This window comes from Streptomyces toyocaensis, from assembly GCF_000725125.1.
GTDB lineage: Bacteria > Actinomycetota > Actinomycetes > Streptomycetales > Streptomycetaceae > Streptomyces > Streptomyces toyocaensis.
Genome location: NZ_JFCB01000005.1, coordinates 95,528 through 109,901 on the forward strand (window position 1 = coordinate 95,528; position 14,374 = coordinate 109,901).

The window sequence follows — 14,374 nt, forward strand, 5'->3', positions numbered from 1 at the left end:
TTTGGCCGAGCTGTGCCCGTGCCGAGCCCGTCGCAGAAAGGCAGCCGCGCGTGAATGGTCCGCTCATCGTCCAGTCCGACAAGACTCTTCTCCTCGAGGTCGACCACGAGCAGGCCGACGACTGCCGGCGGGTCATCGCGCCCTTCGCCGAGCTGGAGCGGGCGCCCGAGCACATCCACACCTACCGGGTGACCCCGCTCGGCCTGTGGAACGCGCGGGCGGCGGGGCACGACGCCGAGCAGGTCGTGGACGCGCTGGTGCAGTACAGCCGCTATCCGGTGCCGCACGCGCTGCTCGTCGACATCGCCGACACCATGGACCGCTACGGCCGGCTCAGCCTGGTCAAGCACCCGGCGCACGGCCTGGTCCTCACCAGCACCGACCGGCCCGTGCTGGAGGAGGTGCTGCGCTCGAAGCGGATCGCGCCGCTCGTCGGCGCCCGGATCGACCCGGACACGGTGGTCGTGCACCCCTCGGAACGCGGCCAGATCAAGCAGACGCTGCTGAAGCTGGGCTGGCCCGCCGAGGACCTCGCCGGGTACGTGGACGGCGAGGCGCACCCCATCGAGCTGGTCGAGGACGGGTGGGCGCTGCGCCCGTACCAGAAGCAGGCCGTGGAGAACTTCTGGCACGGCGGTTCCGGTGTGGTCGTCCTGCCCTGCGGCGCGGGCAAGACACTGGTCGGCGCCGGTGCGATGGCCCAGGCGAAGTCGACGACGCTGATCCTGGTCACCAACACCGTCTCGGCCCGCCAGTGGAAGCACGAGCTGGTGAAGCGGACCTCGCTGACCGAGGACGAGATCGGCGAGTACAGCGGCACCAGGAAGGAGATCCGCCCCGTCACCATCGCCACCTACCAGGTGCTGACGACGAAGCGGAAGGGCATCTACCCCCACCTGGAGCTGTTCGACTCCCGGGACTGGGGCCTGATCCTCTACGACGAGGTGCACCTGCTGCCGGCCCCCGTCTTCAAGTTCACCGCCGACCTGCAGGCGCGGCGGCGGCTCGGCCTGACGGCGACCCTCGTGCGTGAGGACGGCCGCGAGTCGGACGTGTTCTCGCTGATCGGCCCGAAGCGGTTCGACGCGCCGTGGAAGGAGATCGAGGCGCAGGGCTACATCGCCCCGGCCGACTGCGTGGAGGTCCGGGTCAGTCTCACCGACGCCGAGCGGCTGGCGTACGCCACGGCGGAGCAGGACGAGAAGTACCGGTTCTGCTCGACGACGGCGACCAAGCAGAAGGTGACGGAGGCGATCGTCCGGCGGTTCGCGGGGCAGCAGATCCTCGTCATCGGGCAGTACATCGACCAGCTCGACGAGCTGGGCGAGCACCTGGACGCGCCGGTGATCAAGGGCGAGACGTCGAACGCCCAGCGGGAGAAGCTGTTCGACGCGTTCCGCGAGGGCCAGATCAGCGTCCTGGTGGTGTCCAAGGTCGCGAACTTCTCGATCGACCTGCCGGAGGCCACGGTCGCCGTCCAGGTGTCGGGCACCTTCGGCTCCCGGCAGGAGGAGGCGCAGCGGCTCGGCCGGGTGCTGCGGCCCAAGGCGGACGGGCACCAGGCGCACTTCTACTCCGTGGTCGCCCGGGACACCATCGACCAGGACTTCGCGGCGCACCGCCAGCGGTTCCTGGCCGAGCAGGGGTACGCCTACCGGATCATGGACGCGGACGAGCTCCTCGCGGAGAACTGAGCGCGTGGGCCGGCGGCGGTCACCCCGCGGGCAGGTTGAACACCAGCACCAGGACGACCAGCCAGGGCAGCAGCGACAGGCCGGCCAGCCAGATCCGCGGCACCGACCAGCGGCGGGTCCGGGGCAGCAGCCAGCAGGCGAGCCAGGCGCAGACCGAGAGGACGCCGCCGAAGGACAGGGTTCCGTAGATCACGCTCAGGGTGGTCGTCAGCGCGGACGAGCAGTGGTCGGGACCGCAGCTGTCGGTCGCCATGGCGGACAGCCCGCCGAACAGCACCGCCGCGGGCGCCAGCAGCGCCCCGAGCGCGGCCGCGACGGCGGGCGCCACCCGGGCGCGGGGATCCCGCTCGGCCCGGTACCGCCGGACGGGCGACACGGGGGCGGCGGCGTGGTGGTGACTCATACCGCCAGTGAAGCGGCCCGGCGGCGGGCGGCGCACCGGCGCGGGTACTCAGCGGCGGGTGTCCGCGTACTCACACGCCGGCGAGGCGGCGCGCCCCGACGCGGTGCCGGAGTACGCCGCCCGCGGGCGGGGCGAGGCTCGCACGGTCGCGGGCGCTACTTCGGGTCCCGGTCGAACCTGGCGGCCGACCAGAAGTAGCCGAGTACCGCCAGGCCCAGGCACCAGGCCACCGCCAGCCATCCGTTGTGGCCGATCTCCGTGCCGAGCAGCAGGCCGCGCAGGGTCTCGATGGCCGGGGTGAAGGGCTGGTACTCCGCGACCGGCTGGAACCAGCCCGGCATTCCGTCGACCGGGACGAAGGCGCTGGACAGCAGCGGCAGCAGGATCAGCGGCAGCGCGTTGTTGCTGGCCGCCTCGGCGTTCGGGCTGACCAGTCCCATGCCGACGGCGATCCAGGTGAGCGCCAGGGAGAACAGCACGAGCAGCCCGAACGCGGCCAGCCACTCCAGGGCCGTGGCGTCCGTGGAGCGGAAGCCGATGGCCACGCCCACGGCACCGACCAGGACCACGCTCGCGACCGACTGCAGCACGCTGCCGACGACGTGCCCGACGAGCACGGAGCCCCGGTGGATGGCCATCGTGCGGAAGCGGGCGATGATGCCCTCGGTCATGTCCATGGAGACGGACACCGCGGTGCCGATCGTGGTGCTGCCGATGGTCATCAGCAGCACGCCGGGCACCAGGTAGGCGATGTACGCGGAGCGGTCGGCTCCGCCCAGGCCCGCGCTCATCACGTCGCCGAAGATGTAGACGAAGAGCAGCAGGAGCATGACCGGCGTGAGCAGCAGGTTCAGGGTGAGGGACGGGTAGCGGCGCGCGTGCAGGAGGTTGCGGCGCAGCATCGTGGACGAGTCGCGTACGGCCAGGGCGAGGGTGCTCATCGGACGGTCTCCTTGGACTGGGCGGGGACGGCCGCGCCGCCGGTCAGGGCGAAGAAGACGTCGTCGAGGTCGGGGGTGTGCACGGTCAGTCCGTCCGCCTCGACGCCGGCGGAGTCGAGGCGGTCGAGGAGGGCGCGCAGCTCGCGCTGGCTGCCGTCGCTGGGGACTTGCAGGACGAGGGACTCGTCGTCCCGGGAGGCAGCGTCCAGGGCGGAGGCGGCGGACCGGTAGCCGGCCGGGTCGGTGAAGCGGAGCCGGACGTGCCCGCCGGGAACGATCTGCTTGAGTTCCTCGGCGGTGCCCTCGGCGGCGATCCCCCCGTCGTGGAGGACGGCGATGCGGTCGGCGAGTTCGTCGGCCTCCTCCAGGTACTGGGTGGTGAGGAAGACGGTGACGCCGCCCGAGACCAGTTCGCGGATGATCTGCCACATGCCGTGGCGGGAGCGCGGGTCGAGGCCGGTGGTCGGCTCGTCGAGGAAGATGATCCGGGGCTCGCCGACGAGGGTCATGGCGATGTCGAGGCGGCGCTTCATGCCGCCGGAGTAGGTGGAGGCGGGCCGCTTCGCCGCTTCGGCGAGGTCGAACCGCTCCAGCAGCTCGGCGGCCACCCTCCGCCCCTCGCGCTTGGAGAGGTGGTGCAGGTCCGCCATCAGGAGCATGTTCTCCTCGCCCGTGATCAGGCCGTCCACGGCGGAGAACTGACCGGTGACACCGATCGCGGCCCGCACGGCCTGCGGGTCGGCGGCGAGGTCGTGGCCGCCGACCCGCAGATCGCCGGCGTCCGCGGTGACGAGGGTGGAGAGGATCTTGACGACGGTGGTCTTGCCGGCACCGTTCGGCCCCAGCAGGGAGAAGATCGTCCCTTCCGGGACGGTCAGGTCGACGCCGTCGAGGACGACCTTGTCGCCGTAGGACTTGCGCAGCCCGTGCACCGCGATGGCCAAGCCGGTCATCAGGGGTTCTCCCATCGAGCGTTCCTTCGCTTGTCTTTTCTGATACGGGAAAGGCTACGTTGCGTTCACATAGTCAGCAACTATTTCGTTGCACACAAGAGATATTTGCGCAGCTCACAGCGGCATTATCGTTGCAACGTATAGTGAATTAACGCAACAAGACGTAGGCGTTCGTTGCAATGACAAGGAGGTGAACGCTATGCTGGCGACCTCACGGACCACGCCCACGGAGCACGGAGGAGTACGCGGTGCCAGGAGGCAGGCTCACCCAGCAGGAACGCCAGCAGATCGCGCTGGGACTCGCCGACGGGCTCGCCTACGCGGAGATCGCCCGGCGGCTCGACCGCCCCACGTCGACGGTCACGCGTGAGGTGATGCGCAACGGCGGTCCCGCCTCCTACCGCGCGGACCTGGCCCACCGCGCCGCCGAACGCCGCGCCCACCGACGCAGACGGGCCGCACCCCAGGGGCCGCAGGTGCCGCAGGAGGCTCACGGGCGCGACGCGGAGGCCGTGCGCGAGTACGAGGAGACGCTCACCACCGCCTTCATAGCGTCGGGCACGCCCAGGATGATGGCGCGGGTCATGGCCTGCCTCACCCTCACCGACAGCGGCAGCCTCACCGCCTCCGAACTCGCCCAGCGGCTGCAGGTCAGCCCGGCGTCCATCTCCAAGGCGATCACGTTCCTGGAGGGACAGGACCTCGTGCGCCGGTACCGCGAAGAAGGCCGCCGTGAGCGCTACGGCTTCGACGAGGACATCTGGTACCAGTCGATGATGGCCAGCGCCGAGTCCACCGCCCGGGTCGCCGAGACCTCACGGCAGGGCGTCGCCGTCATGGGGCCCGGCACACCGGCCGCCACACGCCTGGAGAACGCCGCCCGCTTCCTCGACTTCATCGCCGAGACCATGATCCGCGCCTCCGAGCAGGCCCGCGAGATTCTCCACCCGAAACCCGGAACGGCCTCGGACGACAGCGCCGGGCAGCCTCGTCCGGACCAGGGGTGACCGGAGCCGGTCGCGACCCCGGCCGGGAAAAGGAACGGTGCCTACCTGCGGCGGACGCCCGCCTCCTCGGCGTACTCGCCGAGAACGATCACGTCGAAGGCGGCGCCGAGGAACACCTTCACGGCACGCAGGGCGTCGCCCGCACGATGGCGGTGGTGACCGCTGGGCCACCGGGCGGGCACCGGCCTGCGGAAGACCTCGCTCCGCGCCGCTAGACGCCGTAGTAGGAGAGCGAGATCGATGTGCCGGAGCCCGTCGGGCTCACCTGCACGGTCAGGCCGTCGCCGCCCTTGCGGGCGAGCAGGTGCACGCTGGTCTCCCCCTCGTACTTCGAGGTGATGTCCCAGTCCTCGTCCTCGAGGAGATCGATGTAGAAGTCGCCCACCTTCTCCACCGGGTCGTCCGTGCGCAGCATGGTGAAGCCCTTGGCCTCGGTGACGACCTCCGCACCCGGGTACCTGCGGACCGGGCCGGTGCTCGCGTCCTCCTCCGGGCTGCCGGAGGTGGTCGAGGCGGTCGGCGTGCCGGGGGCCGTGGTGGTCGCCGTGACCGTGCGGGCGGGCTCCGCGTCCCCGTCGGAGTCACCGCAGCCGGTGACTCCCACGGCGGCGAGGACGAGGGCGGCCGACACGGCGAACGGAAGTCTGCGCTGCACCACTGCCTCCTGCGGGTGCGGGGACCGTTCCAGTCTGTGAACGGTCCCCGGCCCCCGCAACCGGTGCGTGCACGGAGCGTCACCGGTCCCCCGGCGGCCGGAACCGGAGAAACCGGTTGGCCTCGCGCACGGCTCCTCGCCTAGACTCCTCCGCCTTGCCCGCCTCCCTCACGGAGCGCCGCCGACCGGACGGAAACCGGCCGGTATCCCGCACCCACGCCAGCAGCAGGTCCCCCGGAGGCACCCCCTTGTCCGCGTCCACGCCGGTAGACGAGCCCGTAGATGGTCCCGCGACGACCAACCCCGCAGGCGACGATCCGCTCGCGCGGGAGCGCGCCCACCTGGCCGCGTCCCGCTCCGCACTGCGCGCCATGCGCGAGGACGTCGAGGCCCTGGACATCAGCGACGTCACCGCCAACTGGGTCAACGCGGCCGTCCTGCAGCGCCAGATCGAGGAGCGCGTCAAGGCGCTGGCCGACCTCAGCGACACCCCGCTGTTCTTCGGCCGGCTCGACTACCTGCACGCCCCCGGTGCCGAACGGGCCGAGGGCGCGGAAGGTGAGTGCTTCTACATCGGGCGGCGGCACGTGCACGACGCGGACGGCGACCCGATGGTGATCGACTGGCGTGCGCCGGTGTCCCAGCCGTTCTACCGGGCGTCCAAGAGGGATCCGCTGGACGTCACGCTGCGCCGCCGCTTCGGCTACACCGGCGGCGACCTCACGGCGTACGAGGACGAGCACCTGTCCGACCCGACGGAGGGGGCCACGACCAGCAAGCTGCTCCAGCAGGAGATCGAGCGCCCGCGCGTCGGCCCGATGCGGGACATCGTCGCGACGATCCAGCCGGAGCAGGACGAGATCGTACGGTCCGGCCTGTCCGGCAGCGTGTGCGTCCAGGGAGGACCCGGGACGGGGAAGACGGCCGTGGGTCTGCACCGGGTGGCCTACCTGCTGTACGCCCACCGCGAGCGGCTGGCCCGCACCGGCACGCTGGTCGTCGGACCGAACCGGTCCTTCCTGCACTACATCGAGCAGGTGCTGCCCGCACTGGGCGAACTGACGGTCGCGCAGGCCACGGTCGACGACCTGGTGGCGCACGTGGAGGTGCGCGGGACGGACGACGCGGCGGCGGCTGTCGTCAAGGGCGACGCCCGCATGGCCCAGGTGCTGCGCAGGGCCCTGTACTCCCACGTCACGATGCCCGCCGAGTCGGTCGTGGTGGTCCGCGGATCACGCCGCTGGCGGATCCCCGCGTACGAACTGGAGGAGACGGTCCGCCAGTTGCTCAACCGCGACATCCGCTACGGCGCCGCCCGCGACGCCCTCCCGCAGCGCATCGCGCACGCCGTGCTGGTGCGGATGGAGCGGGCCGGGGAGGCGCCGGACGACCGGGTGCAGGACGCGGTGGCCCGCAGCGCCGCGGTGAAGGCGGCGGTGAAGGCGGTCTGGCCGGCCGTCGACCCGGCCAAGCTGGTGCTGCGGCTGCTCGGCGACCCGGAGTTCCTGGCGGAGCACGCGGAGGGCCTGCTCGACGAGCAGGAGCAGAAGACGATCCTGTGGGCGAAGCCCGCCCGCTCGGTGAAGTCGGCGAAGTGGTCGGCGGCGGACGCGGTGCTGATCGACGAGGCGGCCGACCTGATCCGGCGCACGCACTCCCTCGGGCACGTGGTGCTCGACGAGGCGCAGGACCTGTCCCCCATGCAGTACCGGGCGGTGGGACGGCGCTGCACGACCGGGTCGGCGACCGTCCTGGGCGACCTGGCCCAGGGCACCACGCCGTGGGCGACCCGCAGTTGGGAGGAGGCGCTGGCCCACCTCGGCAAGCGGGACGCGGTGATCGAGGAGCTGACGGCCGGCTTCCGCGTCCCGACGGACGTCATCACGTACGCCTCCCGGCTCCTCCCGCACATCGCTCCGGGTCTCACGCCTGTGGCGTCGATCCGCGAGAACCCGGGCTTCTTCGAGGTCCGCCGGTCCGGGGGGCCGGACGACGTGGTGTCCGCGTGCCGTGAACTCCTGGACCACGAAGGTTCGGTCGGCCTGATCGCCGCGGACGCCCGCGTCCCGGAACTGGCACGGGCCCTGACGGCGGCGGGGGTCACGTACATCGCCCCCGGCGAGGAGACGACCCACGCCACCCGCCTGACCCTGGTCCCGGCCTCCCTGGCGAAGGGCCTGGAGTACGACTACGTCGTCCTGGACGAACCCGGCGCGGTGGTGGACGCCGAGCCCGACGAACGCACGGGCCTGCGCCGCCTGTACGTCACCCTGACCCGAGCGGTCTCGGGCCTGATCGTGACGCACACGGCCCCGTTGCCGGACCAGCTGACCTGATCACGAGGCCGGGCGTACCGGCCGCACCCACCCGCTCCCGCCCACACCACGCCACCCGCGCACACCCGCACCAACCCACCCCGCGGGCAGCCGCACCACGCCACCCGCGGGCAGTCGCACCACCGCACCCGCGGGCAGTCGTGCCGCAGGGCGGCACGGGTGGGCGCGACGGCACCCCGTGAGCGCCGGGTTGCGCGACCCACCCCCGCCCGGCAGCGACCCCCGCCGACAAGGGAGCGAACGCTCAGTCCCCCAGCACCCGCCGCCACTGAGCGACGGCCGCCGCCGAGACGGCCCCGTCCCAGCCGTCCGGCCGCGCCGCCCCACCGATGTGGAAACCGTCGATCCCGGCCTTCGCCAGCAGGGGCACGTGCTCCAGCCGCAGGCCACCGCCCACCAGCAGCCGCTGCTCGTACCCGGGCTCACCTTGCCGCCCCGCCTCGGCGAGCAGCGTCGGCAGGCCCGCGTCCACCCCGTCGGCCGCCCCGGCCGTCAGATACGTGTCCAGCCCGGCCAGATCCGCGAGCTGCTTGCGCAGCGCGTCCCGGTCGGCGGCCCGGTCGATGGCGCGGTGGAACGTCCAGCGGCACCCCTCCAGCTCGCGGGCCACCCGCTCCACCGCGCCCAGGTCCACATTCCCGTCGGCGTCGAGGAACCCGAGCACGAACTCGTCCGCCCCGGCCGCGCGCATCTCGCAGGCGGCGCCCGCCAGCCGGTCGACGTCCCCCGCCGCGAACCCGTCCGCCAGCCGCAGCATCACCCGCACCGGGATGTCCACGGCCGCCCGGATCCCCGCGACGGTCGCCGCCGACGGAGTCAGCCCGTCCGCCGCCATGTCGGTGACCAGCTCGAGGCGGTCCGCACCTCCGGCCTGGGCGGCGACCGCGTCCTCGACGTCGAGGGCGATCACCTCCAGGACTGCACGCTTGCTCATGGGACCCCATTCCTCGGCATCAGGTATCAGGCAGGCATCAGGCGGGCCTACAGGTCTAGTCCAATCCAAGCCTACGCCCGGCCGGCCGCCCGGGGCTCCCCCGCCCCCACCCGTCAGCGTCCAAAGATGTTCAGCTCCGCCGCCTCCACTCCGGCCAGCTCGTACGAGGCACCCTCCAGCGGGCGCCCCGCGTACAGCCGTACCAGCGTCGGCCCGTCACCGATGTAGCGGGCCGGGGGGCGCTCCCCCGAGGTGTCGCCCAGGCGCAGTGGCTCGTCGGCGTCGTCGAGGTCGGCGTGCAGCGGGAGATGCCCCTTCCGGGTCGTGACCTGGCCCAGCAGGGCGAGCGCGTGCGGCAGTCCCGGCCCCGCGTACGCGTCGGGCTCACGGAGGGCGACCCGCACGTCCCCGGCGTGCACCCACTCGCCCAGCGCGAGGACGTCCAACGCCCCGCCCGCGTCGGCGATCAGCGGACCGGCCGCGGTCATTCCGCGCTCGAGCTCGTCCACGACCTGGGCGTTCGCCCACCCGGCCCGTTCCGCGATGTCACGCTCATTGCTCTCGGGCGAGAACACGCCCTCCTCGAACCGGCTCTCCACCACCCGTGACAGCGCCGCCGAGCAGTGCGCCAGCACGTCCCGCACCGTCCATCCCGGGCACGCCGCCACCGGCAGCGCGAAGTCGGCGTCGTCCCGCCCCCGCAACAGCGGTACCAGCGCGTCCCGTTCGACGGTCAGCAGCCGCCCGGGCAGCTCGGGGTCTCGTACGTCGTGCACATCCGCAGGAGTCGTCATGCCGCCCACGCTAGTGCGAAGAAGGGCTTGCCGGTGCCCCCGGCACCGGCAAGCCCTCCTTGTCACCTCGAGCCGGACTCGTCAGAAGGTCAGGCTCCAGGAGTCGATGTAGCCGGTGTCGCCCGAGTAGACGTCGGTCACCCGCAGCTGCCAGGTCCCGGACGCCAGGACGGACGAGGCGTTGACCGTGTACGTCGCGAGGACGTTGTCGGCGCTGTCGTAGGCACTGGTGTCCTTCAGCGTCCAGATGCTGCCGTTGGGGGCGACGAGCTGGACCCTCAGGTCACCGCGGTAGGTGTGCTTGATGTCCACCGAGACCTTCAGGTCGGAGGGGGCGTAGCCGCTGACACCGCTCACGTTGATGTTCGAGTAGACGTAGCGGCCGTCACCGTCCGGGATCGACCAGTTCTCGGAGTTGGTGAAGACCTGCTCGGTGGGGTCCGGCTCCGGAGTGGTGCCGCCGCCCATCGCGGCCAGGGTGCCGGCGGCGTCCGCGAGTCCGTAGCCGCAGCCGCCGCTGCAGGTGCCGGGCAGGGTGCGGGCGTTGTTCTTGATGAGGGACTCGACGCGGCTCGGCGTGATGGCCGGGTCCTTCTCGTACATCAGCGCGGCGAGGCCGGCGATGTGCGGCGTGGCCATGCTGGTGCCCTGGTAGGCCTCGTAGTTCTCGGTGCCGGGCGTGGTGGCGCTGCTGTTCAGCGTGGACAGGATGCCGTTGGCCGAGCTGACGGCCGTCTCGCCGCCGGGGGCGGTGATGTCGATGATCGAGCCGTAGTTGGAGTAGCTCGCACGGTTGCCCTCGCGGTCGCTCGCGGCGACGTTGACCACGTTGGCGCAGTTCGCCGGGGTGAAGCCGGAGGCGTTGGTGTTGCTGTTGCCGGCGGCGACGACGACCGTCGTGCCGCGGCCCACGGCGCCGTTGATGGCGTTCTGGGTGATGGTCTGGCAGGAACCGGAGCCGCCGAGGCTGAGGTTGATGACGTCGGCCGGGGAGGGGTTGACGGGCACACCGGGGACGGAGCCGCCGGACGCCCACACGATGGCGTCGGCGATGTCCGCGGTGCTGCCGCCGCACTTGCCGAGGACGCGGACGGGCTGGACCTTCGCGTTGTACGCGACGCCGGCGACGCCCTTGCCGTTGTCGGCGACGGCGGCCACGGTGCCCGCGACGTGCGTGCCGTGCCAGGAGGAGTCGCTCGCCCGGGAGCCGGAGTAGCACTCGTTCTCGGCGCTCCAGTCCCCCTCGTCGCGGGGGTTGCTGTCCCGGCCCCCGCCGTCGCGGGCGTTCGCGGCGTCGGAGATGAAGTCGTAGCCCGAGACGATGTTGGCGCCCAGGTCGGAGTGGGTGACGTAACCGGTGTCGATCACGGCCACGGTGACGCCCCGTCCGGTGGCGCCGCCGTCCCAGGCGTTCTGGACGTTCATGCCCGCGGTGGCCTCGAAGAAGTCCCACTGGCGGTTGTAGTACGTGTCGTTGGGCGCGGCGGTCGCGTACATGCGGGTGTCGCGGTCGACGTAGGCGACGTCGGGGTCGGCCTCGAACGTGTCGATGACGTCCTGGAGGGAGCCGCCCTTCAGCCCGTCGCCGAGGTCCACGAGCGCGGCGCCGGTGCCGAGCCGCCGTTCGAAGGAAAGGGACTCGCCGGCCTTCCTGCCCTTGGCCCTGGCGTCCTCCTTGGCCTCGGCGTCGGACTTCGCCTCGGCGGCCTTCTTCTCGTACCCGACGATGAGGCGCTCGACGGGCGCCTCGGAGGCGGCCTGCGGCCGGTCCTGGGCGGGCTGGGCGGCCGGTGCCGCGGAGGCCGCCGTGACTCCCGAGCCCAGGAGCGCGGCCGAGGTCACCGCCAGGAGGGATATGCGGAGGCGTCTGGAACCGTTCAAGGTGGGGTTGCCTTTCACGAGCCGGCACCGCACGTGCGGCACCGGCAAGATGGTTCTGCTCATGACAATTCGACGTGCCACCCGTGCCCGGCGGCCCCGGTGGGGCGGATGGGGAGGGGCGGCCGGGTGGGGGGACACGGGCAGGCACGACCCGTTCGACCGCACGCGATCGCAGCGAAGTCCGTTGCGAAGGTTGAACGTTCGGTGAACCGGTGGCCTGGAACCTACGGGTGCCCTCTCCGGCCCACTATCCGGATCCGGTGACCTACGGATACGCAATTAACTCCGCCCCGTCCCGGCGGGCGGCGCGTCCCCGCACCGCACCGGAGGACAATGGGCGCATGGCCGACACCGAAGCCCTGCGTGCCCGTTTCGTCCACGCCCTGGAAGGGGCCCGCGGACCCGGCGGCGGTCCCGATCCGGTGCCGTACGCCGACGCCCTGCTCGGCCGCTGGCGGGAACCGCAGCGGCACTACCACACGCTCACCCACCTCACGGCGGTCCTCGACCACGTCGACGAGCTGGCGGAGCACGCGGGCGACCCGGACGTCGTACGGCTCGCCGCCTGGTTCCACGACGCCGTGTACCTGCCGGACCGCTCGGAGAACGAGGAGCGCTCCGCCCGGCTCGCCGAGCGGGCCCTGACCGAGGCCGGGGTGCCGGCGGAGAAGACCGCCGAGGTGGCCCGGCTGGTGCGGCTCACCGTCACGCACGACCCGGCCGACGACGACCGCGACGGGCAGGTGCTGTGCGACGCCGACCTCGCGATCCTCGCCGCGTCGCCGTCCGCGTACGCCGCCTACACCGCCGCCGTCCGCGAGGAGTACCACTTCGTGCCGAGCGGCGCCTTCCGCGAGGGCCGCGCCGAGGTGCTGCGGCAGCTCCTCGCCCTGCCCCGCCTGTTCCGTACGCCGTACGGGCACGAGCACTGGGAGGCCACCGCCCGCTACAACGTGCGCGGTGAACTGGAAATGCTGTCGACCACGCCCGCACCGCCCGCCTAGCCTGCCCCGCATGCATGCTGTGGGAGCGGAACACGTGGAGGAAGCCGTCGCGCACTGCGTGGCGACGCTGGGGGCGGTCACCGACCGGGACTGGGCGGGGGTGAGGGCCGGGCGGCTGGAGTGGAGCTGCCGGGAGACGGCGGAGCACATCGCGGACGACCTGATCGCCTACGCGGGACGGCTCGCGGGACGCGTGGCCGCCGGGCGCCTGCCCTTCACGCTCTCGCTCGACGGGGACACCGACAACACCGGTGTGCTGAGGACGATCGAGGCGACCGGCGCCCTGCTCGCCGCCGCCGTCCGCACCACCCCGCGCGCGGTGCGCGCCTTCCACCCCTATCCCTTCGGGCACGCGAGCCGTGAGGGCTTCGCCGCGATGGGGGTGACCGAGGTGCTGCTGCACACGCACGACGTCGCCGAGGGGCTGGGGATCGGCCACGAACCGCCCCCGGAACTGGCCTCCTTCGCCCTCACCCGGCTCTTCCCCCAGGTCGAGCCGGGGCCCACGCCGTGGCGGACGCTGCTCTGGGCCACCGGGCGCGGCGAACTGCCGGGCCGGGAGCCCGTCACCGGGTGGCGCTGGAGCAACAACCCGGTGCTCCGGTCGGAGCGGCTGACACTGGAGGGCGTCACCCCGGCGACCGCCGCCGACCTCTCCCTGGCCGGTGACGGCGGCTACACCTGGGTCGGCGGCGCCCCCGCGGACGGCACCCGCGTGGGTGCCGGACACGCGGTGAAGCGGTACGAGGACGGCGTGTTCCACCCCGAGTGGGGCATGTACGTGCTGGTCCGGCGGGACGACGACCTCGCGGTGGGCGCGATGGGCTTCCACGGCGTCCCGGACGGGGACGGCCGCGTGGAGATCGGCTACGACCTCGTCGCGGGTGCCCGCGGCCACGGGTACGCCACCGAGGCGCTGCGCACGCTGTCGCGCCGGGCGCTGGAGCGGGACGGGGTACGGGCCGTGGTCGCCGTCGTCGACCACGAGAACGTGCCGTCACAACGGGTCGTCACCCGGGCCGGTTTCACGCGGGTCTCCGAGGACGTGGGGCAGATCTCCTACGAACTGCGCGGCTGACCCGCGCCCTTGCGCCGCCGCAGCCCCGACCCGTGCAGCAGCCGCACCACCTCGCGGCTGCTGACCTCGACCGCCCCGGCGCGCACCGCGTCGGCGTACCGGTGCCGGGGGATGTCGTAGTGGTCGCGTTCGAAGGCGCGGCGGGGAACGCCCAGGCGGTCGGCGAAGGCGTGCAGTTCGGCGTAGGAGAGGTCGCTGACGAGGTGGGACCAGAGCTGTCCGTGGCCCGGCCAGGTGGGCGGGTCGATGTACACGGTCACGAGGGCGTCGCCCCGCCCAGACCGCCCACCGCCGCGACCTTCACGCCCGCCTTGTGGCAGACCCAGTGCGGGTCGGGGCCGAGTTCGGGCTCCACCTCCAGCGCGTGCGGCTCGCCGGTGGGGCACACCGGACACAGCGGCCAGCGCCCGTACCGCTCCAGCAGGGCGTCCTGGACGTCCTGGGCGACCAGGCCGGGAAGGAATCCGACGCCGTCCGGCCACTGTTCGACCCACCAGCGCCGGTGCGCCACGGAGTCCTCGACCATGGACACCACGTCCGCCTCGGCGACCTCGCGCGCGGCCAGGTCGGCCAGCACGAGGGCACGCGCCGCGTGCAGCGCCTGTTCCAGGGGGCCGAGCGGGTGGGCGCCGGGTTCGCCGTGGGGGTCCATGCCCCCATTGTGCGCACTCTTGACCACGAGGCCGGGACGAAA

At 72.5% G+C, this 14,374-nt stretch carries 15 protein-coding genes; 5 read left to right on the plus strand and 10 right to left on the minus strand.

The window, feature by feature from the left end; genetic code table 11:
* Nucleotides 1-50 precede the first annotated feature (50 nt).
* Nucleotides 51-1,694 (plus strand): DNA repair helicase XPB, encoded by a 1,644-nt coding sequence (locus BU52_RS08325; protein WP_037930615.1) that lies wholly within the window; start codon nucleotides 51-53, stop codon nucleotides 1,692-1,694.
* 19 nt (nucleotides 1,695-1,713) lie between these two features.
* On the opposite strand, the gene BU52_RS08330 is transcribed toward BU52_RS08325, so the two are convergent.
* From BU52_RS08330 to BU52_RS08340, 3 genes are all read right to left on the minus strand, one after another.
* The gene (locus tag BU52_RS08330) at nucleotides 1,714-2,097 is read right to left on the minus strand and encodes a hypothetical protein (RefSeq protein WP_037930617.1); all 384 of its coding nucleotides are present in this window, start codon (nucleotides 2,095-2,097) and stop codon (nucleotides 1,714-1,716) included.
* A 155-nt stretch (nucleotides 2,098-2,252) separates the two neighbouring features.
* Nucleotides 2,253-3,038, minus strand: a complete 786-nt coding sequence (locus BU52_RS08335) for an ABC transporter permease (RefSeq protein ID WP_037930619.1) — start codon at nucleotides 3,036-3,038, stop codon at nucleotides 2,253-2,255.
* A complete protein-coding gene (locus BU52_RS08340) occupies nucleotides 3,035-3,991 on the minus strand; it encodes an ATP-binding cassette domain-containing protein (protein ID WP_037931059.1) in 957 nt (318 codons plus the stop codon). The genes BU52_RS08335 and BU52_RS08340 overlap by 4 nt, the downstream gene beginning before the upstream one ends.
* A gap of 248 nt (nucleotides 3,992-4,239) precedes the next feature.
* Here BU52_RS08340 and BU52_RS08345 point away from each other — a divergent pair, with 248 nt between their 5' ends.
* Nucleotides 4,240-4,998: a helix-turn-helix domain-containing protein gene (locus tag BU52_RS08345; protein ID WP_037930621.1), complete on the plus strand. Its 759-nt coding sequence runs from the start codon at nucleotides 4,240-4,242 to the stop codon at nucleotides 4,996-4,998.
* A 41-nt stretch (nucleotides 4,999-5,039) separates the two neighbouring features.
* Here BU52_RS08345 and BU52_RS35585 read toward each other — a convergent pair whose 3' ends face one another.
* Entirely contained in the window at nucleotides 5,040-5,180 is a 141-nt protein-coding gene (locus BU52_RS35585; RefSeq protein ID WP_167343506.1) for a hypothetical protein, read from the minus strand.
* 29 nt (nucleotides 5,181-5,209) lie between these two features.
* Entirely contained in the window at nucleotides 5,210-5,653 is a 444-nt protein-coding gene (locus tag BU52_RS08350) for a hypothetical protein (RefSeq protein ID WP_157847829.1), read from the minus strand.
* Between the two features lie 248 nt (nucleotides 5,654-5,901).
* Between BU52_RS08350 and BU52_RS08355 the strand changes: the two genes are divergently transcribed.
* Nucleotides 5,902-7,989, plus strand: a complete 2,088-nt coding sequence (locus tag BU52_RS08355) for a HelD family protein (RefSeq protein WP_037930628.1) — start codon at nucleotides 5,902-5,904, stop codon at nucleotides 7,987-7,989.
* A gap of 244 nt (nucleotides 7,990-8,233) precedes the next feature.
* Here the strand turns inward: BU52_RS08355 and BU52_RS08360 are convergent, their stop codons facing one another.
* From BU52_RS08360 to BU52_RS08370, 3 genes are all read right to left on the minus strand, one after another.
* Nucleotides 8,234-8,923 (minus strand): copper homeostasis protein CutC, encoded by a 690-nt coding sequence (locus BU52_RS08360; protein WP_037930630.1) that lies wholly within the window; start codon nucleotides 8,921-8,923, stop codon nucleotides 8,234-8,236.
* A 113-nt stretch (nucleotides 8,924-9,036) separates the two neighbouring features.
* Nucleotides 9,037-9,717, minus strand: coding sequence for a maleylpyruvate isomerase family mycothiol-dependent enzyme (locus tag BU52_RS08365; RefSeq protein ID WP_037931063.1), 681 nt, complete (start codon nucleotides 9,715-9,717; stop codon nucleotides 9,037-9,039).
* Nucleotides 9,718-9,798: 81 nt separating this feature from the next.
* Nucleotides 9,799-11,598, minus strand: a complete 1,800-nt coding sequence (locus tag BU52_RS08370; protein ID WP_235216288.1) for a S8 family peptidase — start codon at nucleotides 11,596-11,598, stop codon at nucleotides 9,799-9,801.
* 341 nt (nucleotides 11,599-11,939) lie between these two features.
* Here BU52_RS08370 and BU52_RS08375 point away from each other — a divergent pair, with 341 nt between their 5' ends.
* Together BU52_RS08375 and BU52_RS08380 are read left to right on the plus strand one after the other, a co-directional pair.
* The gene (locus BU52_RS08375) at nucleotides 11,940-12,602 is read left to right on the plus strand and encodes an HD domain-containing protein (RefSeq protein WP_037930633.1); all 663 of its coding nucleotides are present in this window, start codon (nucleotides 11,940-11,942) and stop codon (nucleotides 12,600-12,602) included.
* 34 nt (nucleotides 12,603-12,636) lie between these two features.
* Nucleotides 12,637-13,680, plus strand: a complete 1,044-nt coding sequence (locus tag BU52_RS08380) for a GNAT family N-acetyltransferase (RefSeq protein WP_037930635.1) — start codon at nucleotides 12,637-12,639, stop codon at nucleotides 13,678-13,680.
* Here the strand turns inward: BU52_RS08380 and BU52_RS08385 are convergent.
* Nucleotides 13,662-13,940, minus strand: a complete 279-nt coding sequence (locus tag BU52_RS08385) for a DUF4031 domain-containing protein (protein WP_037930638.1) — start codon at nucleotides 13,938-13,940, stop codon at nucleotides 13,662-13,664. The genes BU52_RS08380 and BU52_RS08385 overlap by 19 nt on opposite strands.
* The gene (locus BU52_RS08390; RefSeq protein ID WP_037930641.1) at nucleotides 13,937-14,332 is read right to left on the minus strand and encodes a hypothetical protein; all 396 of its coding nucleotides are present in this window, start codon (nucleotides 14,330-14,332) and stop codon (nucleotides 13,937-13,939) included. The genes BU52_RS08385 and BU52_RS08390 overlap by 4 nt, the downstream gene beginning before the upstream one ends.
* Between the last annotated feature and the right edge of the window lie 42 nt (nucleotides 14,333-14,374).